Here is a 19,873-nt window from a genome sequence, read left to right as displayed (position 1 = left end):
TTAAACTTTAACAGAACCTTTTATTTATTCGTTACAACTTCATCAATAAACGTAACTTCGCCATTTGATAACGATTCGATTCGCGCTAGTGATTCGACTTGATAACCTTCCATCTCCAATTGCGTCCGTCCTTCTTGAAACGCCTTTTCGATTACAGCACCAACGCCAACAACTGTTGCCCCAGCTTCTTCAACGACTTCTGTTAGACCTAGTGCCGCATTACCATGAGCTAAGAAATCATCAATAATTAAGACACGATCGCCTTCAGCTAAATATTCTTTCGAGACAATCACTTGATTGAGCTCTTGCTTCGTATACGAATAAACGCGACTCGTATACACGTCCTCTGAACCAGTTAACGCTTTTTTCTTACGCGCAAACACAAGTGGTACATCTAACGTATTAGCTGCCATGAAACTTGGCGCAATACCTGATGATTCCAAGGTAATTACCTTTGTAACTGAATAATTTTGAAAACGTTTAGCAAATTCCTGACCAATCATCGTCATAAGTTGAGTATCGACTTGATGATTCAAGAAGTTATCCACCTTCAAGATATCTTCTGATAAGACCCGACCGCGCTCACGAATGGCTTGGTGTAATGCCTCCATAATTGAACCTCCTTTAGACTATTTGAAAATAAAAAAAGTCGAATGCTTCAAACCACTTCGACTAAAAGTGATTTCAAGCATTCGACTTATATGACCATAGAAAATAAGTACGAAAAGCTAAGGATCTAGACCTGCTCAAACGACAGTCTACCCCTATTCGTATCCATCACTTGTAGTCAAGTTAATTTACGGTAACTTGGTAGAAACTCGTGGGCCATATCCCCACTATTATACAAGTAGCTTATGAAATTGTTCGCTTATATCTATCATTATACATGATGAATAAATGTAATCAAGGTTAATTTCACAAAAACCGAACGAATTTAATGAATAAATATATTTTGTTCGACTTTTGAAAAATTGATGATTAATACATACTATAACAAACCCGCCTTACATTATCAATAGTTTATTTTTGTTTAAGTAAAAACAACTTCAACCTGTCACCCATGTTATAATAGAAGCACTAAGTCAAAAAGGGTGACTCAATTGATCGAACAAGCAACACGAACTTTAAATCATTATTATGGTTTCACTTCTTTCCGCCCTGGACAAGAAGGCGCCATTCAATCCATATTAGATAATCACCACACATTAGCAATCATGCCGACTGGTGGCGGAAAATCGCTTTGCTATCAGATTCCGAGCCTTGTTAAAGATGGCACTGCGATTATTATTTCACCACTCATTTCGTTAATGAATGATCAAGTGGAAGCCTTACAAACAGTCGACATAGATGCAACCTATATCAACAGTTCTTTAAGCGCATCCGAACAACAACAGCGCTTAAGAAGGATGACAGCTGGCGACTACAAGTTGGTATACGTATCACCTGAACGGTTTGAAACCCCGAACTTCTTACATACGCTAAACCAATTGGATATTTCGCTCATCGCATTTGATGAAGCTCACTGTATTTCCCAATGGGGCCACGATTTCCGGCCAAGTTATCGTTCAGTTGTTCCTGCGATGAAAGAATTAACGCAACAACCACCTGTCATCGCCTTAACGGCAACAGCCACACAGACCGTCATTCATGATATCCAACAACTTTTAGCCATTCAAAATGAACATACAGTCGTTACTGGCTTTGCTCGGGAAAATTTATCTTTTCACGTGGTTAAAGGCGTGGATCGCAAAAACTATGTTCAAAATTTCGTCCGATCAAGGCCAGATGAATCGGGTATTATTTACACGCCAACGCGAAAAACGACGGACCAAATTCATGATTTATTAAACGACCAAGGCATTAAGACTGCTCGTTATCACGCTGGCATGACGAAAGACGAGCGCCAAGCCGCGCAAGAAGCTTTTATTGCAGACGACATCCAAGTCATGGTCGCAACCAACGCATTTGGTATGGGCATCGACAAATCAAACGTTCGCTACGTGCTACATTATGCGTTACCTAAAAATATCGAGTCTTATTATCAAGAAGCCGGGCGCGCAGGCCGTGATGGCGTCGATAGTGAGTGCCATTTAATCTATTCACCTCAAGACATTCAGCTACAGAAATTTTTGATTGAGCAATCGGATTTAGATGACTCACAACGCCAAGATGAGCACAACAAACTGCAAGACATGATCGCTTATTGCCATACGCATCAATGCTTACAACGTTATATTTTAGATTATTTTGGTGACAAAGAAACAGACGGCGATTGCGGGCGATGCTCCAACTGCTTAGACGAAGGCGAACGCGACGATATGACGAAGGAAGCTCAGATGATCATGTCTTGTGTGAAACGTATGAACGAGTCATTCGGCATTACAATGACGGCGAAAGTGTTAAAAGGCTCTAAAAGCCAAAAAGTGATAGACATGAATTTTCATAAGCTATCAACTTATGGCTTGCTTAATCACTACACCGAAAAAGAAATCATCAATTTGATCAATTATTTAGTGGCTGATCAGTACTTAACCGTTTCTGACGCGCAATTTCCTGTTTTGAAATTAACATCACAGGGAGCTGCTGTTCTGAAAAACGAAAAACAAGTCTGGATGAAACGTCCAGAACAAGCCAAGCCAGTCGAGCTCACATTTTCTGAAGAATTATTCCAGACATTACGCAACTTACGCAAAACCATGGCAGACGAACAAAACTTGCCACCTTACTTGATCTTTTCCGACGCGACCTTAAAAGAACTTGCAAGCCACATCCCAGAAACAGAAGCGGACATGCTACGGATTAAAGGAATTGGCGAGAAAAAATACGAACAATACGGCGAACCATTTTTAGAGAAATTACAGGCATTTCGCGCTGAGCATGGCGATGCGATTGAAAAGACACAATCAATAACGAAGTCCGCGGCACCATCACGCAAAAAAGATGAGCACGCTTCCGAACAACCAAGCTACATCACGTCATTCGAATTATTTGCGAGCGGAAAAACGATCAGCGACATCGCAGACGAACGCGGTCTTTCACCTAACACAATCGAAAGCCATTTATTCCGTGCCTATTCAGAAGGCTATGAACTTGATTTCAGCCGATTGGTCGCAGATGAAACGGAGAAGCTTATTTTAGAAACGATTAATGAATTAGATTTAGAAGAACTGCGGTTTAAGCCAATTAAGGAAGCATTACCTGATGAGGTTAGTTATACGGAGATTAAGGCGGTTTGTTCAAAGCACAAATTACTTTGACTCCACTTCTATACCCATTATAAAAAACAAAAGACAAGAACATTGAGAAATGCTTTTGTCTTTTGTTTACTACTATCATTCTTTTATATAAGGTTTTGATTGATAAAAATAATTAGGTTTCTCTATAGCATCACGATATGGTTTATGAAAAACATGTGTTGTTGCTGGGGATACTGGTGGAATCAGCCAAGACCATTTTCCAGTCACATCACGATCAGCTTTAGCTTCTTTTTCTTCAAACTTCTTAAATTGCTGGGCGGCTGTATGGTGGTCAACAATACTAACACCAGCTTGTTTAAACGAATGGAGGACAGCTGTATTGAGTTCGATTAACGCACGATCTTTCCATAGTGTAGAAGGTCGATCATTACTAAGGTTCATATAATCAGCTATGGTTGGAAGCATGTTATATCGATTATCATCAGCCAAATTACGTGCACCAATCTCGGTTCCCATATACCAGCCATTAAAAGGAGCTGCTGAATATAAAACCCCACCAATATCAAGTGACATATCTGATATAATCGGAACGGCATACCACTTCAAGTTTAAAGCAGTAAACCACTCATATTCAGGATGACTAATTGAAACCTCATATACTAAATCTTCGGGAATATTAAACCACTGTGGTTCATGATCATTAACCTGAATGACTAGTGGCAAAACATCAAAGTGTCCATACTTGGGTTCCCACCCTAAATCGATGCATGCATTTGTAAATGCAATAGAATCAGGATCGCCAATTATCCCACCCTCAGTTTCATAACCTGCATAACGAATGAGCTGATGATTCCAAATCCGTACCGTTTCACCAGATATACTCTGAGAAAACACAGAAATCGTCGGCCTTATCTTTCCACCATTAGTAGCAAAATCAATGTGTTCTATTAAAGCTTGATATATAGCTTTTTCCGTATTGAGGTGTCTCTTATCCAAGACATGCAACTGATCCCAGAAAAGTCTTCCAATACAGCGGTTACTATTACGCCAAGCAGCCTTTGCTCCGAACTTTAACTCTTCATAATTATGCTCATAAAAACCATTATCATCTATTTCTTCAAAAACTTCTTGAATACGTTGTTCTACTTCACCTTCCGTTTTACCGAGTTCGTCATAACAAAGACGCAAAAATTTCTCCGCCTCTTGAAACATTTTTTCCATAGTTAAATCACCCCTATGATACCAAACCTATTCTTTCTTAAATTTATCATAGGACTGTTTCAATCAGATTCAACAATTGTGAGGAAAATAGTAAAGTTTAAGCTTCTTTCATAAACTTTTGATATTGACTATGACCATCTGTTAAACCAACCGCTTCGAAATGATTGTTCTTATAATAATCATTTAACCTCTTATTATCCGCAACACAGTCTAACCTTAGGTACGTTTTATCAGTTGTATTATTTTCGATCCAAGCCAAAATTTCTTTTCCAAGCCCGTTATTCATGTAGGATGGAATAATCGCAAGCCTATGTAAGTAGAGGGAATTTGAGTCAGGATCATACCCCCAAATATGTACATCCCATTCACTCTGTTCAGATAAGAGTGTGAAGGTCGCTACTATTTGTTCATTCCACTCCACCACATAGGTATCATTGTGGGCTATAGCCTGTTTAATCTCCTCATCGTCTCCGCCTGCTAACAAAAAGCTCCATTGATCGATCTCATTATTTTTCAGCCAAAGAGCAACGACCTTTAACAGTTTAATAACTTCATCACAATCCTGCTTCGTCGCCTTCCTAACATCAAAACCTTCAATTTGATCTAAATACATTTTGATCTCCTTATAGATTATTAATTTTGAATTAAGATGACCTTGCCACTTTAATTCTATATGATAAACATTCTGAAAGTGACGCTTTTGGGATAAATCTCTTTTCATCCCGATCCATGGCACCGCCAGGAATCACTTCAACGACTTTTAATCCCGCTAAATCACACAACGATTTTATTTCATCAACATGATAACAAGCTAGAACTTGCGTGAATGATTCCTCCGGGGTGTCTTTGTACCACCATGTGTCTGTCATTTGGTTAGTTTCATGAATGTAGCCATATCTCCTGCAAACGTTAGCTTCGGGATCTATATACATTTGTTTGCCGTCAGCTTTCTGCCAATATGGTGGGTTATAAATATCAATCAAACCAATGCCATCTTCAGTTAACCACTCTCGAATCCGCTTCAAAAGATAAAGTTGATCAGGATCTTCACCAATACCAAAACCGTCGATGTACAACACAGCATCGAAAGTTTGGGGCAAGTCAATATTATAAAAACTTCCACATAACGACGTCACATTCGGATGACTATTTTGTTTCGCAAACTCAACTAATTCAGGAACCAACTCCACTGTCTTAACAACTTTATTAAATTCAGCAAGTCCCAGAGCAAGATTGCCATTACCTGATCCAATTTCTAAAACCGTCGAAAAATCTTTACCAATTTGATTGAAGATCTCTTTTGCGGCTTGTTCATCGCGCTCGCTAAATCCCTGTAAACCCTTCATCATATGGAATTGATTTTCGTAAAACGGTTTTACCCAATTCTCTTTCGCCATAGTTTAACCTTCTGCCATATTTAAATTTTTGAATAGGATCAATTTAAAATTTAGAATCCCCACAACTATGCACCCCTTTTCCCCAATCATTCTTGAGGAGGCAAGGAAGAAGTAACCTCTCCCGCTTCATTCAAAAACTCCATTCTCGGCACATCGTCTGCGTCAACAACCATTCGAATACGCGGTTGACCTTTAGAGTCATGAAGCCTCACACTCACATCACCATTAGCGTCCTTACCCATAAAAGCCCGAGTAGCATTACCTTGGAATAATTCATTGAGTTTTTGATTCTTTTCTTCGTCAGTTAAATTGGATTCTCGAATCTTTTTATCTTCTTCCAGTATTTCTGTAAGCGGTTGATCTGGACGGTCATAAATTGAAAAGCCGTAATGTGTCTCCCCTTTATGCTCCGTAAAATGCATTTGCACCACTTGATCTTGTTCATATTCATCAAATGTTAATGAAGCATCCGCATATACATTCCCATCTTCGTCTTCTTCACTTCCATAGACGAGACCACCACACTCATCACCTTTTCCGTTATAAAACATGATGCCTGAAATCGGCTCATTTTGCCTGTGACCTGGCAGAACATCTTCACCATTCATCAACAAAGGCGGAATCTTTTCTTGATTAAACAGCGTCATTTTAATGTCATTATTTTGATTTACAATATTGAGTTTTTCTACATTAAGTTCTTCAAATCGATTATGACCACTCACGTTTCAAACCACCCTAACTCACATTATAATCGTTATACTACCATAAATGACATAATTTTTCTATTTTTTAAATATTATTGCTCAAAAATTATGAGGTGCTAGGATTTTTCTTTTCCTAACACCTCTCAGGCATTCTCAATAGTTATTATTTTAGATCAATTAGGAGTTACCATCGAGTTCGACTACAATTTCATCGAGTTAAATGCTTTTACCATCGCCATAAGCAGGGTTTCCATCGAGTGTTGAGTATTTACCAGCGAGTTAAGAGGATTTTCTAATTCTCATGATTGGCAGAGTATTATCCGCGAAGTCGATCTTAAAACGGCTGAGGAATAGCCTTTCAATTCATTAAACATTGTTCTGTTTATTTTCAATTTTATTTACAAAGCCAATCAAACTTCTTGTTATTAAAGATTTGATAATGAAGCCAAAAAAAGTATGATACCATTTCCACCATTTTTGCCACGCGATTAAATTTGTTTTCTTAGCTGCCCAGGTTTCAATAAATAGCATAGGGACCGCCAAGTAAAACATTTTATAAATAATCGGGCCAAGCTTATCTTTTTCAGTCATTTGATTATAAAGAATTTCAAAAGTTGGATAGATCAAAAAGTCAAACAGGATATGTGTATTAAAAACTTTAGGGAAGTATCGCACTGGATAACTTAGTATCTTTAACGACACAAGAAAATTATCGATTATTGTATTAGTCACCGCATTAAACAAATATACTAATAACCAATTTTTAATAGGCGGTTTTCTGAATAACAATATCAACAAACTACTCGTCGTTAAAACTGTCATGACTCTAAGAAATAATTCATCAGATTTGTCTGACTTCACAAGACATCAACCTCACTTAGCATCTGGCGCGATTTATTGGGTACTTTTTTATAAAATCACTCTCACTCTTATCTTTTCGTGCAAGCTTATGATTTATTCTTTATATTGAATAAATAAGTGAAGGTTTAAACAAGCGGAAGTCTAGTTTTCCAGTTAAATTTGAATAATTGATAATTTGTCTACGAATCCTCCGTTTTCTTAGTTTCTAGCGGTACTTGAAATTTATTTTAGACCTACATCCCTCTAGCTGCATTTTTACATTGTGCTTAACCGGAACTTTGAACTTAAGAAGAAAAAAGATGGTGGAAACTATAGAGATCATCCAAGTAAGTAGTGGCTTCTTAACCATGAGCATGCTGTAAATGTACATTTTTGTGTAAATAAGAATCGACCAGTACAAGTTCCACCCATTATGGAAAGAAATCATTTTTAATTTTTGCCCGATAAACTCAACAAACATAGAAACCATAATCCACTTACATATATACACTATTTGTTTTGATAAAGATTTAGGAACATCTGATAAATACAACAGAATTAATAGCGGGACTACGACTAAGATGTGCAAAACCCTTACTGCCCTAGTGCTTAATGTTTTACATTTTAATTCCCACATAAGAGAATTTCGACATAATACGTAATAAAGACAATTGAACACACTGACATAGATCAAGACGTGATAATACTTCGGAAGATTTCGCCACGTCTTTTTTTGTATGTTTAACGCCAACAATAATAATGAGACGATTATGTGCATTGTTGCGCCTTCTTTCTTTTTTAGCATTTACCCTTATACTTTTTCATTTACATCTATTATATGTAAGAAGAACTTAATTGGTGGATTTTATAATGAACTTAGCCACTTAAGTCATAAAAAACGCCATGTGAATTTCATGTTATATTGAAGTTAACCACAACACTCAATAAAGGAATGAAATCACATGACGCCATTTAATGATAACATGCCCCGCACTAAGGGCAAACACTTAAGCGCGGATGAACGGTCAAAAATCCAAGTGTTAAAGCAGGAAGGCTATTCTCACCGTCAAATCGCCAAAGTATTAGGCTGTGCGCCGCAAACAATCAATAATGAGATTAAACGGGGTTCGGTGACGCAAGCAAGAGAACAGAAACAAAATGGCAAAACATACCGCTATACGCATCCCGTTTATTTCCCAGATGTCGGCCAACGTCAGTACGAAGAAAATCGGTTAAACTGCGGGCGTATACCGAAATGGGTTGGTATCCCTACATTCATAGAATGGGCGGATACCAAGATGCTTCAGGACGGATGGTCTCCAGACGCTGTCGTCGGTTATTTGAAAGTCCATTTTCCGTATGCCCAAGCCTTACTACCGTGCACTACCACACTCTATCATTGGATCAACATCGGCATTATGCGGACGAAGAATATTGACCTGCTTGAGAAAGTCAGTCGCGCACCTAGAAAGACCGGGCGGCACGGTAAAGAAAATAAGCGCAAGTTAGGTACTTCCATTGAAGAGCGGCCGAAACATATTGAAGACAGAGCAGAGTTCGGACACTGGGAAATTGATACGGTACTGGGCGTTAAAGGTGAAGATGATGAGGTATTACTCACCTTGGCCGAGCGTAAAACACGGTTTGAATGCGTTATTAAAGTCGACCGAAAGGATGCATCATCGATTTCAAAAGCCGTTCAGTCACTGGCCGAGCGAACCGGCACAGACATGCGCGCCATGTTTAAAACCATCACGTCAGATAACGGGTCGGAGTTCAGCACGTTAGAAACGGATTTAAAAGAAACGACCCAAGTCTATTTTAGTCATCCCTATGCATCTTATGAACGCGGCACCAGCGAAAATCAGCACAAATTGATTCGACGGTTTATACCGAAAAGTCACCCCATCAGTCAAGTGAGTCAGCAACAAACCTTACGCGTACAAACGTGGATGAATACCTATCCGCGGAAACAGCTCAATTATCGCACGCCACAGGAAGCACTCATGACAGAGGTCAAGGCAATAGCTTAGATAGTTGTGACATTTCGCTCCCCCCTAGGGGGGAGAGCGTCAACTCTCTTCATCTATTCACAATCTCCCCATAGCAGGGGCTGGCCCAGTGGCTAACTTGTACTTGAAATTTAGGGAAGAACTTAATTGGAAGAATGTAAAAATAATGAAGTAAATCTTATTGAACATCTATATTAAAGCCAGTCGGTTCTATAATCCTAATTAAAATGCGACAACAAATAATCGAGTAGGAGGAGGTGATTAACCTCCGACCTCTCACACCACCGTACGTACGGTTCCGTATACGGCGGTTCAATTTTATTTAAACACGTACTTTCTTATAATGTTGTGCAGAGGAGACTAGCCCGAATTGGGCTAGTCTCTTGTTGGTTATTGTGGTTGTAAGAATCCAGGAGTAAGCGGTGCGAACCGCACCTTTACTTGTATAGCTGTTTCTGTAAGCATTGTATTTACTCATGCCTAATTTAATTAGATTCTTTCTCCTGTTCTTAGGTGTTTTCCACTTTGTCCATATGCACGCTCTTAGGCGAATCCTCGTATGGGAGTCAACACGGTCCAAAAGGCTTTTCATATAACCTATCCTAAAGTAATTAACCCAACCTCTTATGAGTTGGTTAATCCGTTCCACTTGATACTTCGTATCAACACTCCAATTTCTTTTGGTTAACTGTTTCAGTTTATATTTGAACGTTTCGATGGATGTCTGATGTGGCTTTGCTTTATACTCATGACTTTGGTAATCTATAAAGAAGCCAAAACCAAGAAACTTCAAATCAGGGTTATTGGGTTTGGTTACTTTTGATTTCGTTGTGTTGACGGTCAGGCCAAGCTTCTCTTCGATAAATGTTGATACCGAGCGCATAACGCGATTCGCGGACATCTCGCTTTTGACCATAATGATACAATCATCAGCGTATCTAACGAAGCGAAGGCCTCGATTGTCGAGTTCTTGGTCTAACTCGTTCAACATAATGTTACTTAACAACGGGGATAGATTGCCACCTTGTGGTGTTCCTATGATGGTCTCCTTATACCCTTCATCTAATTGCACCCCACTTACTAGAAATTTTCTAATGAGTGAGATCACATCGCCATCTTTCACCGTTCTCGAAATAAGGTTCATAAGACGGTCATGATTGACCGTATCAAAGAAACGTTCAAGGTCTATATCCACCACCCATTCGTAACCTTCATTCATAAATTCAAGTGACTGACGTATCGCCATTTCAGCGTTTCGTCCTGGTCTAAACCCATAACTATGTTCATGAAATTGTGGGTTAAACTTGGAAGTTAGAACTTGTGTTATTGCTTGTTGAATAACCCGATCAACCACAGTTGGAATGCCTAGTAGGCGAACTCCCCCATTATCTTTAGGAATCTCAACCCTTTTGACTGGTGCTGGTTGATACTCTCTTCGTTTGATTTGGCGGATGATATTCTTTTGATTTTCCACCATATATGATGGCAACTCTTGAATCGTCATGCCATCCACACCAGCAGCACCTTTGTTTTTAATGACGCGTTTTTGTGCCTCGTCAAGATTATCTTTCCTAAGAATCAAGTCCAACAGTTTTTCATCGTACATGCTTGTTACTTCCTTTCTTTCTCGTAAAGATGGTATCCACTTTAACGCGGTATGCCAGTGGTCTTTTTCCTCTTCCAATCGAGATTTCCGTAACCATAAAATTGTTCAGCCCTTCGCTCTTTCTAACTTTCGTTAGATGTCTTCACTACTACGGCTTCAGCTGACTTCTCATCATCCAAACTTATATCACTACAAGTCTTTGATGTAGATAATGAGACCTCCCTGGTTAAGGTGCGAGCTCTTTCTCTCCATCTATCTGCTATATTTACACCGCATGATATGAGTAGTTATAGGACTTCAACTTCTTTAGCAGTCTTATCCTCATACGTTGCCTCTTATATAGTTTCTATTCGTCAGACCAGAGATTTGTCTAGGGCTTCCTTCAGATTCCATGTCACCATGGACACCCTTGCCTTCGACTATGTGCTTACCACTACCAGGTCGCACTCAGGACTTTCACCCGTTAGAGCTCACCCATGCCAGGCAAACTAAAACAGGCTACCGAAATATTTCGGCAGCCTGTTATATTCTCATATAAATATTTTTTCAACTATAATAATTCTCGTCTCTATAAATAAAATGAACTTCACTTCCCAAATTTAAAACATCAATAAATTCCTTATAACTGTAATCCATGCTTATGAACTCCTTTATGCTTTGCTTCTTCAAATATTGCTCCCGTTTGTTCAGGAACAATTTATTTAGTTTCTTTTTCTTGTAGCCATAGAAACAGGTTTGTAATAAGTTTAGATACAATGAAAAGTGCCACTAATAATAGAAATAAATGAACATAATTTACTCCCTTAAACAGATGGAGCAAGTGGATTTTTACCATAATTGGTTCTAATACAAAGGCAATTATTGCTGATAATATTACAGCGTATAAAAAGATATTCTTTTTGTGAATTAACGTCCATTGATATAACAATATAAAACACACTGGAATCAGCGAAGCACTAAAGGAAACCCCCGGTAAAAAGGGGGCAATTTGATAAGGATATTCCCACAAACCCAGGCTAACAGCGATAGAAGTAGCGTAAGAAAGCCATACATGATAATTAAGTCCAAAAAAACCAAGAAGTAACATTTTATTTTTATCAATTAAAATGAATAACACGATTAAGGGTACGATTAATAAGAGAATGTCTAACCAAAATTGCCATGCACCAAAGTTCGAAAATGTTGTCCAATACTCGTATTTAAATTGATGTACCTCTTCAGTCATAGACCTGATTTTATTCAACTGTTTTAATTGTTCTTCCTTCACTTACTATCTCTCCCGACAATACATAATTATCGGGTATTTTAACCATTTGTTTGTTAAACTATTCTGCCAGTTAGTTTAAGAACGCCCTTTAACTCATTTTAATATAAAATACCAAACACTTTTTGATTTCCCACATTTTATTGTTCAATTATAATCACAATTGGCCCTACAAATTAGATTACAATTGCATATAAAAAAAGTAGTCCAATCAAGGGTACAAATTGCAATTCAGTACTCCGAAACGGAACTAATTATTGGATTATCCAAGAATTTTATTTAATCGAAAGGGTACTGTTCCTAACATGACGATACTATTGCACTACGTTTCTTTTTCCTTTCTCTCATGACGGAGTAAATTGAAAGTGCCCACTGCAGATAAAAAGACACCTGTGCCTGCTACCAAGTATTGAATAAGACCAATTCCATCAAGAAAGGATAGAGAAATCATGACTAACATAAGGCCGATCATCGTTAATGTAAGATGAGCATTGTCCATCTAAATCACCTCCAGTTTTAGTGTTATGTTTATCTTAACGTAACACAATCCTTTTGGTAAAAAAAGGATGAACAGACATCATTGGTTGATTTTTATGGTATGAATTGCGATGTTGTCAATGGATGTAAACGTTAAAGCCAATAATGGTTGATATATTTAATAAAAGTTCAAGTCATATATATGATTTGGTCTGCTTATATATATGCGTATTCATGTTTAGATCAAATATTATGACCATGTTTGCTTGCAAATCAATCGAACGACAGCTCCCCCTTCAACCCGCTTTTCACCGCCGCCTTTCACAATAAAGTCGTAACACAAAAACGCCTGAGAAACGCAGGACATCAATCTCTCCCCTCTTGTCTCTCAGACGTCTGGTACAACTTTATTGTTGGGTTACATTTTCAACGTCAACTTCGCCACAGACTCAACGTGATATGTTTGCGGAAACATATCAACAGGTTGCATTTCTTCTACTTGGTAGCCGTTTTTAGTAAGGTATTTCATGTCGCGGGCTTGGGTTTCTGGGTTGCATGAGACGTAAATAACCCGACTCGGCTTGAGTTTCACAACGCTTGATAAAAAGGCTTCGTCGCTTCCTGTCCGTGGTGGGTCTAAGATAACGACGTCTGCTTGGTCACCATGTGTCGCCATTTGAGTCAAGAATTCGCCGGCATCGCCTTGGTAAAAGCGGGCGTTCTGAATACCGTTGCGTTTCGAATTACGGATGGCATCACGGACGGCGTCTTTATTTGATTCGACGCCGATTACGCGTCCGGCTTGTTGGCTGGCGACGAGGCCGATTGTGCCCACACCGCAATAAGCATCAATGACGGTTTCTTCACCTGTTAACCCAGCCATTTCAATCGCTTTGCCATATAGCTTTTCCGTTTGGACGGGGTTGATCTGATAAAACGACTTCGATGAAATCTCAAACTTCAAACCGCACAACTCATCAGTAATCGTCCCTTTGCCGAACAAGACTTTCTCTTGATTACCAAGCACCATGCTGTCATTTCTATTATTTACGTTTAGGATCATGGTTGTAATTTCTGGGTGAGTTTTTCTTAGTGCTTTAACAAAATTATTCTTCCCTTTAAATATAGGTGATGCAGCTACCATCACTACCATAATCTCACCACTCTGCTTACCTACCTTTACCATTACATGCCGTAAAAAACCCTGTTCGGTGTCTTCATTATACGGCTGCATTTTAAAGGACTTCATCATTCCCTTGATGGTTTGAATAATCTCATCCGCTTTCGGATCATGAATGAGGGACCAATCCATTGGTACGATATGGTGAGTATTGGGGGCATACAGACCACTAATAATCTCCTTCTTTTTATTCAAACCAAATGACATAACGTTTTTGTTCCGGTAACCATATGGCTTTTCCATAGTTATGATGGGCTCTGGCTTTCCAAAAGGTTTCATTAGCTCATCGATCGTTTTCTGCTTGAAACGCTTTTGTGCCTGCTCGTTCATGTGATGAATCTGACATCCACCAGCCTCGCGGTAATAGGAACTTGGAGAGTTCACACGATCTTTTGAAGGGCTTATCACCCGCTTCAGCTCCGCGTTAAAATAGCGTCCTTTTTTTGAAATGGTCACTTCAGCTGTTTCACCAGGCAACAGATTCGTAACCTCAAGCTGCTCCCCTTCCCACTGAATAATGCCTTTGCCTTCCATGGTCAAACCTGAGCAGGTTACCTCTGTGGTTACATTTTTCTTGCCCTGCTGGCTCTTATCCGTAGCATTCTTGCCTTGAGATTTTATGTTTTTTCGATTTCCATGCGGTGAGGATTGTTTGTTATTCTGTTTTTCCGATTGATGTTGTTTCTTGCTAGATTTTTTATATCCTTGATTCTTTTGTTTAGCCATAAGATACTACCCAACTTTTCTTCTAATATGTTTGACATTCAATTATAAACTACCCAAAGCTGACCGTAAAATGTATTAGTATAAAAGCGGTGGATAGGTTTTTCCAGTTATCTACCTTTTAAGAAATAGACAACATTTCTTTTGTCATTTACATTAAATAACATAAAATAACATAGTTCTTCAAGTTAGTATAACACTTCAATACATCCCACCCTTAATAATAAGGCTTACCTAACTATATAGAGTTAACTAGAAATCAAAACAAAAAGAGGAATTCACGGATCCTGAAACGAAACTAATATGTAGAAGAAAGGAGAATTTTATGAAACCACCTGTAGCAAAACGCATTTCACATCCTCATGAATTGCATGGCGATGTACGAGAAGATGATTATTATTGGCTGAGGGATCGTGACAATCCGGAGGTCATCGATTATTTAAAGGAAGAAAATCACTATTACGAAGAAATCATGAATCCATTAGAAGAACAATCCGAAGAAATTTACCAAAGCATGGTAGACCGTGTTCCTGATTCAGAAGTGAAAGTGCCTGTGGAGCATGGGCCATTTTTCTACTATTCACGCTTGGACAAAGACAAGCAATACCCAATCTATGCACGTAAACGCGCTGCAAGTCGAGAATCTTTGCTAGAAGCAACAGAGGAAGTAGTGCTCGATCTAAATGAATTAGCCACAGAGGATGAATATTTAAATGTGACCGTACAGCGCATGAGTACTGATCATAACCTTCTCGCTTACTTAGAAAATCGAGACGGCTCTGACCGTTTTACCATCTACATAAAGAACATGGAAACTGGTAAGCTTTTACCTGATCGAGTTCCGAATGTCTTTTTGATTGGCAGTTTGGAATGGAGTCGTTGTGGTAAGTATATTTTTTATGTGACTGTCGATGAACAACAGCGCCCGTTCCGGCTATGGAGGCATCGTCTGGGAAGTGATGTAAATAATGATGAACTACTATATGAAGAAAAAGACACCACATTTACATTATTCATGTCGAAATCTCAAAGTGGTAGATTTATCATTGTTGAGTCAAGTTCGAAAACAACGAGCGAAATCCGCCTAATAGATGCAGATTCACCGCTATCACCGATACAGCTTTTGGATGAACGCCGAGATGGGATCGAATATGATGTTGAGCATTGGGGTGATGACCTTCTCATACTGACAAATGAAGAAGCGTTGAACTTTCAGCTTCTCCGTTGTCCTATCGATGACCCTGATTCAAGGGAAAAAGTTATTGAGTATAACGAGAATCGCTATCTTCAAGCCATGTATCTGTTTCAAGACAGGTTACTACTATTTGGACGGGAGAATGGGTTGACGCAAATTTGGATGCTACGTGATGATCGTTTAGAAAAAATCGAATGGGATGAACCCCTATATTCCGTTTCATTGGTATCTCACCAAAGCTATGAGGCGAAGGAAGTACTACTTCAATATGAGTCCCATCTCACGCCAAGAACAACTTACGGGCTAAATTTGTTGACTGGTGAGAAGCGTAAGTTGCAAGTTGAACCGATTAGCGGTGAATATGATCCATCCCGCTATCGTCAAGATCAATTGTGGGTAGTAGCCTATGATGGAGTTAAAGTTCCGATGACGGTTGTCTATCGGGAAGACGCACTAAAATCTGGACCCGCGCCATTGGTTCTGGATGGATACGGATCATATGGAGCAAACAGCGATCCACATTTTAGTCCTTATCGCCTGCCGCTTCTGGACAAAGGAATTGTATTTGTCACAGCACAAGTGCGTGGCGGATCAGAAATGGGACGGAATTGGTATGAAGACGGAAAAATGCAGAATAAACGAAACACGTTCACCGATTTTGTAGTTGCGGCTGAGTATCTTATTGAACATGAATACACTACTCCAAGCAAAATGGCTGCTCGCGGAGGAAGTGCGGGAGGCATGCTCGTAGGTGCAGTCTCCAATATGGCTGGAGACCTATTTCAGGTCATTGTTCCTGAAGTACCTTTCGTCGATGTAGTCACGACTATGCTAGATGAAACCATACCCCTTACCACATTAGAATGGGATGAATGGGGCGATCCACGAAAGCAAGAAGACTATTTTTATATGAAATCATATAGCCCGTACGATAATGTGGAAACAAAAGACTATCCACATCTATATATCACAACTGGCATAAACGATCCCCGAGTTGCTTTCTGGGAACCAGCCAAGTGGGTTGCACGACTAAGAGCCATGAAAACCGATGATAACACCCTTGTGCTCAAAACAAACATGGGTGCCGGCCATTTCGGTGCATCAGGCCGTTTCAACCACTTAAAGGAAGCCGCTGAATGCTATGCGTTTATTTTGGATAAGCTTGATGTTGCTTTCGAATAAAAATTCAAAGTTTTAAAAAGACCCCCGAAGGTTAGAGTAGAGCTAAAAATCTAACTTTCGGGGGTTGGGTTTTTATTAAGTGGTTATGACTTCTTTACTACCTTTGAAACACACTACACATGTGTTTTGATAGAAAGATAATAAAAATAGTGAGCGTTTATTATTGGGTTTCGATATTATTAATATTCAGAATAAATGTCACTAAAGGGTAAGGTTCTGTTGCATGTATCAAAAGAGCTTGAGCTCTACTGTAAACGCTAAACTAAAGTAGACAGTTTTTGCTCAATAAAAATGAACACTTTTCAATCAAAAACAACTCTCTGTAGTATGATAGATTTATTATCTATCATCAGGAGGGGAAAAGGTGGAAAAGTGGCTAATGTATACGGAAATCTATCAAATGAAGCAGCAAGGATTCAAAATTAGAAGGATTGCAAAAAAAATAGGTGTTTCACGAACAACCGTTTATAAGTATCTCGAGAAGTCGCCAGAAGACATGGCTGAATGGATGGCCTCAACACGCAGAAGGACACGCAAATTGGATCAGTACGAATTATTAATTCATACGTGGTTAAGCGAAAATCCTGACCTTTCTGGAGCACAAGTTCATGATTGGTTGAAAGAACACTTCTCTGACCTATCGGTCGGCGAAAGTACTGTTCGAAGTTATGTTAAAGAATTGAGAGAAAAATACAACATTCCAAAAGTAATGACACCTCGTTCTTATGAGGCGATTCCAGAGTTACCAATGGGTAAACAGATCCAAGTTGATTTTGGTCAATCGAAACAAAAATCATCCCAAGGTGGTACTCAAAAAGTATATGTGATTTGTTTTGTTTTATCCCATTCTCGTTACAAGTATGCAGAGTGGTTAGACCGACCTTTCACCACAAAGGATGTTATTCGGGCTCATGAACATGCTTTTGAGTATTTTGGAGGGATACCAGAAGAAATGGTTTATGATCAAGATGCCTTAATCGTTGTGAGTGAAAACGGTGGTGATATTATGTTGACCGAGGCATTTCAAACCTATTATAGAGAACGAAAGTTCCAACTTTATGTTTGTCGTAAAGCCGATCCAGAGAGTAAAGGAAAAGTAGAGAATAGTGTTAAGTTTATTAAGCAAAACTTTGCCAAAAACCGTGAGTTCAGAAACATAGAACAATGGAATGATCATTGTTGGGAGTGGCTTGAGAGGACTGGGAACGGCAAAGTGCATAACACAATAAAAAAGAAACCGGCAGAAGTGTTCTCCGTCGAAAAGAAACACCTTAAGCCGATTACTAAGAAAATAAGTCATTCACCTATTGATTCAAGTATAGCAAGAGTGGTACGTAAAGACAACACGATTTTATATGAGTCCAATCGTTATTCGGTGCCGTTGGGCACTTATGATCAACATAAACAAGTCTATGTGAAAGAGACAGATGACAAAAAGCTTTGCATACATGAATCGATGGATGGACCTATAATCGCTGAGCATTCTTTGTGTGAAGGAAAAGGAGAACTCATTCAAGATACACAGCACAAACGGGACTGGAGCAAAGGGATACCTGCCTATATGAAAACCGTTTCGGAAACGTTCCAAAATCAAGACAAAGCTATGAGCTATTTACAGGAAGTTCAAACGCAATACCCACGGTACATGAGAGATCAGTTAAAAATCATTGCCGATTCGGTTGAGGATGTTCCATCCAATGTCAAAATGAAAGCTCTAAATGCCTGTTTGAAGAACCATTTTTATAGCGCTTCGGAATTTAAAGATGTTTTATCTCATGTCGTCAGACAAGAACAATCAACTGAGAACGCGATAATCAATAGACCTCAAGGATCGTCTAAACCATCTAACTATGATCATATGAAACCGGAAGAAAGAACCTTAGATTCTTATCTCGATGTTCTTGAAGGGTCGGTGACTTAATCATGACATTAGAGCTATTACAAAATCGTTTTAAGACGTTGCGCTTGTCAGAGACAGCAGACCATTTACCTGACCTTATTCGACGAGCAGAATCCGAAGACTGGACTTACCGAGAGTTATTATCGGCATTAACATCGTATGAATTGAAGAGGCGTTCAGAAAAACAAATTGAACGACAATTGAAGTGGGCAGCATTCCCTGCCCACACAACACTTGAGATGTACAACCTTCATGAGCAACAAACCTTAAGTCAAAAGCAAATGAAGCAGTTAAGTGAGTTAACCTGGGTCGATCAATTATATAACTTGGTCCTGTTAGGACCAGCGGGGGTCGGCAAAACCCATTTAGCCACAGCACTTGGGATCGAGGCGATTGATCAAGGCTATCAGGTCATGTTTATAACCATGGAAGAACTCGTGAGGCATTTAAAAGCTGAAGAATTCACACGAAAAGCCCAAATGAGAATGAAACGAATAAGAAACGCTAATCTGGTTATTATTGATGACCTCATGTTTATGGCAATGGATCAAAGAGAAGCTAATCTCTTTTTTCATCTCATCAATGATTTACATGACAAAGCCTCGATTATATTGACGTCAAATAAGGGTCCAAGTGAGTGGGGCGAGTTATTAGGTGATCAAGGGATTACCACAGCCATTTTGGATAGGGTTCTACATCGAGTAGAAGTCATCCAATTTCGTGGTGAGGATAGTCATCGAATGAGGAATCGAACTTCCATATTTCAGGAAGAAAGTGTTCAGAATTAATTAGCAAAAAGTGTTCAATTTTACTTGACGCTTACATCTACATCTTATGACTTTCGAGTTGATAGCTCAAGAAGGTTAAAGTTTAGGAAAAGCGCATAAATAAGAACAAACAAATCTGGGACAGGGAGATAGTTAGAATGTATATCCATTTTTATATACATTCTAATTATCATTTTCACAGCCTTTA

At 39.0% G+C, this 19,873-nt stretch carries 16 protein-coding genes and 1 riboswitch; of the genes, 5 read left to right on the top strand and 11 right to left on the bottom strand.

All coding sequences use genetic code 11. The features are described 5' to 3' along the window. Positions 1-20: 20 nt before the first annotated feature. On the bottom strand, positions 21-611 hold the full coding sequence (locus ACKXGF_RS03115; RefSeq protein ID WP_411954821.1) for a xanthine phosphoribosyltransferase: 591 nt from the start codon (positions 609-611) through the stop codon (positions 21-23). 153 nt (positions 612-764) lie between these two features. After that, a riboswitch (purine riboswitch) is annotated at positions 765-867 on the bottom strand. 224 nt (positions 868-1,091) lie between these two features. On the opposite strand from ACKXGF_RS03115, the gene recQ reads away from it, so the two are divergent. Next, positions 1,092-3,257 (top strand): DNA helicase RecQ, encoded by a 2,166-nt coding sequence (recQ, locus tag ACKXGF_RS03110; RefSeq protein WP_411954820.1) that lies wholly within the window; start codon positions 1,092-1,094, stop codon positions 3,255-3,257. 75 nt (positions 3,258-3,332) lie between these two features. Here recQ and ACKXGF_RS03105 read toward each other — a convergent pair whose 3' ends face one another. The 6 genes from ACKXGF_RS03105 to ACKXGF_RS03080 form a co-directional block, all read right to left on the bottom strand. Continuing rightward, entirely contained in the window at positions 3,333-4,418 is a 1,086-nt protein-coding gene (locus ACKXGF_RS03105) for a nitric oxide synthase oxygenase (RefSeq protein ID WP_411954819.1), read from the bottom strand. Positions 4,419-4,515: 97 nt separating this feature from the next. Then, positions 4,516-5,031 (bottom strand): GNAT family N-acetyltransferase, encoded by a 516-nt coding sequence (locus tag ACKXGF_RS03100; protein WP_411954817.1) that lies wholly within the window; start codon positions 5,029-5,031, stop codon positions 4,516-4,518. Positions 5,032-5,062: 31 nt separating this feature from the next. Next, positions 5,063-5,815, bottom strand: coding sequence for a class I SAM-dependent methyltransferase (locus ACKXGF_RS03095; RefSeq protein ID WP_411954816.1), 753 nt, complete (start codon positions 5,813-5,815; stop codon positions 5,063-5,065). Positions 5,816-5,901: 86 nt separating this feature from the next. Then, positions 5,902-6,537, bottom strand: a complete 636-nt coding sequence (locus ACKXGF_RS03090) for a hypothetical protein (RefSeq protein WP_411954815.1) — start codon at positions 6,535-6,537, stop codon at positions 5,902-5,904. A 348-nt stretch (positions 6,538-6,885) separates the two neighbouring features. After that, positions 6,886-7,380, bottom strand: a complete 495-nt coding sequence (locus ACKXGF_RS03085) for a CBO0543 family protein (protein ID WP_411954814.1) — start codon at positions 7,378-7,380, stop codon at positions 6,886-6,888. A 205-nt stretch (positions 7,381-7,585) separates the two neighbouring features. Next, on the bottom strand, positions 7,586-8,137 hold the full coding sequence (locus tag ACKXGF_RS03080) for a CBO0543 family protein (RefSeq protein ID WP_411955547.1): 552 nt from the start codon (positions 8,135-8,137) through the stop codon (positions 7,586-7,588). Positions 8,138-8,321: 184 nt separating this feature from the next. On the opposite strand from ACKXGF_RS03080, the gene ACKXGF_RS03075 reads away from it, so the two are divergent. Beyond that, the gene (locus ACKXGF_RS03075) at positions 8,322-9,392 is read left to right on the top strand and encodes an IS30 family transposase (protein WP_411953264.1); all 1,071 of its coding nucleotides are present in this window, start codon (positions 8,322-8,324) and stop codon (positions 9,390-9,392) included. Positions 9,393-9,693: 301 nt separating this feature from the next. On the opposite strand, the gene ltrA is transcribed toward ACKXGF_RS03075, so the two are convergent. The 4 genes from ltrA to rlmD all read right to left on the bottom strand — a co-directional run bounded on the left by ltrA (position 9,694) and on the right by rlmD (position 14,624). Beyond that, positions 9,694-11,055 carry a group II intron reverse transcriptase/maturase gene (ltrA, locus tag ACKXGF_RS03070; protein ID WP_411954141.1) on the bottom strand — a complete coding sequence of 454 codons (1,362 nt, stop codon included), beginning with the start codon at positions 11,053-11,055 and terminating at the stop codon, positions 9,694-9,696. A gap of 619 nt (positions 11,056-11,674) precedes the next feature. Beyond that, complete coding sequence (locus tag ACKXGF_RS03065; RefSeq protein ID WP_411954813.1) at positions 11,675-12,244, bottom strand: hypothetical protein; 570 nt, start codon at positions 12,242-12,244, stop codon at positions 11,675-11,677. Between the two features lie 319 nt (positions 12,245-12,563). After that, positions 12,564-12,740 carry a hypothetical protein gene (locus ACKXGF_RS03060; RefSeq protein ID WP_411954812.1) on the bottom strand — a complete coding sequence of 59 codons (177 nt, stop codon included), beginning with the start codon at positions 12,738-12,740 and terminating at the stop codon, positions 12,564-12,566. 396 nt (positions 12,741-13,136) lie between these two features. Then, positions 13,137-14,624: a 23S rRNA (uracil(1939)-C(5))-methyltransferase RlmD gene (gene rlmD / locus ACKXGF_RS03055; protein ID WP_411954811.1), complete on the bottom strand. Its 1,488-nt coding sequence runs from the start codon at positions 14,622-14,624 to the stop codon at positions 13,137-13,139. A 322-nt stretch (positions 14,625-14,946) separates the two neighbouring features. Between rlmD and ACKXGF_RS03050 the strand changes: the two genes are divergently transcribed. The 3 genes from ACKXGF_RS03050 to istB all read left to right on the top strand — a co-directional run bounded on the left by ACKXGF_RS03050 (position 14,947) and on the right by istB (position 19,686). Continuing rightward, positions 14,947-16,998 (top strand): S9 family peptidase, encoded by a 2,052-nt coding sequence (locus ACKXGF_RS03050; RefSeq protein WP_411954810.1) that lies wholly within the window; start codon positions 14,947-14,949, stop codon positions 16,996-16,998. Positions 16,999-17,362: 364 nt separating this feature from the next. Then, positions 17,363-18,919 (top strand): IS21 family transposase, encoded by a 1,557-nt coding sequence (istA, locus tag ACKXGF_RS03045; RefSeq protein ID WP_411954809.1) that lies wholly within the window; start codon positions 17,363-17,365, stop codon positions 18,917-18,919. 2 nt (positions 18,920-18,921) lie between these two features. Beyond that, complete coding sequence (gene istB / locus ACKXGF_RS03040) at positions 18,922-19,686, top strand: IS21-like element helper ATPase IstB (RefSeq protein WP_411954808.1); 765 nt, start codon at positions 18,922-18,924, stop codon at positions 19,684-19,686. The last annotated feature ends 187 nt before the right edge of the window (positions 19,687-19,873 follow it).

This window comes from Alkalibacillus sp. S2W (genome assembly GCF_046764385.1).
Lineage (GTDB): Bacteria > Bacillota > Bacilli > Bacillales > Alkalibacillaceae > Alkalibacillus > Alkalibacillus almallahensis.
Note: the sequence above shows the minus strand (reverse complement) of the source record. Positions and strands in the feature narration are given on the sequence as shown.

Excerpts from the sequence above, each read along its gene's own strand:
- ACKXGF_RS03050 (WP_411954810.1), top strand. The coding sequence starts at position 14,947 with ATGAAACCACCTGTAGCAAAACGCATTTCACATCCTCATGAATTGCAT.
- ACKXGF_RS03105 (WP_411954819.1), bottom strand. The coding sequence starts at position 4,418 with ATGGAAAAAATGTTTCAAGAGGCGGAGAAATTTTTGCGTCTTTGTTAT.
- istB (WP_411954808.1), top strand. The coding sequence starts at position 18,922 with ATGACATTAGAGCTATTACAAAATCGTTTTAAGACGTTGCGCTTGTCA.
- ACKXGF_RS03060 (WP_411954812.1), bottom strand. The coding sequence starts at position 12,740 with ATGGACAATGCTCATCTTACATTAACGATGATCGGCCTTATGTTAGTC.
- ACKXGF_RS03075 (WP_411953264.1), top strand. The coding sequence starts at position 8,322 with ATGACGCCATTTAATGATAACATGCCCCGCACTAAGGGCAAACACTTA.
- ACKXGF_RS03095 (WP_411954816.1), bottom strand. The coding sequence starts at position 5,815 with ATGGCGAAAGAGAATTGGGTAAAACCGTTTTACGAAAATCAATTCCAT.
- ACKXGF_RS03115 (WP_411954821.1), bottom strand. The coding sequence starts at position 611 with ATGGAGGCATTACACCAAGCCATTCGTGAGCGCGGTCGGGTCTTATCA.
- rlmD (WP_411954811.1), bottom strand. The coding sequence starts at position 14,624 with ATGGCTAAACAAAAGAATCAAGGATATAAAAAATCTAGCAAGAAACAA.
- ACKXGF_RS03100 (WP_411954817.1), bottom strand. The coding sequence starts at position 5,031 with ATGTATTTAGATCAAATTGAAGGTTTTGATGTTAGGAAGGCGACGAAG.
- ACKXGF_RS03080 (WP_411955547.1), bottom strand. The coding sequence starts at position 8,137 with ATGCACATAATCGTCTCATTATTATTGTTGGCGTTAAACATACAAAAA.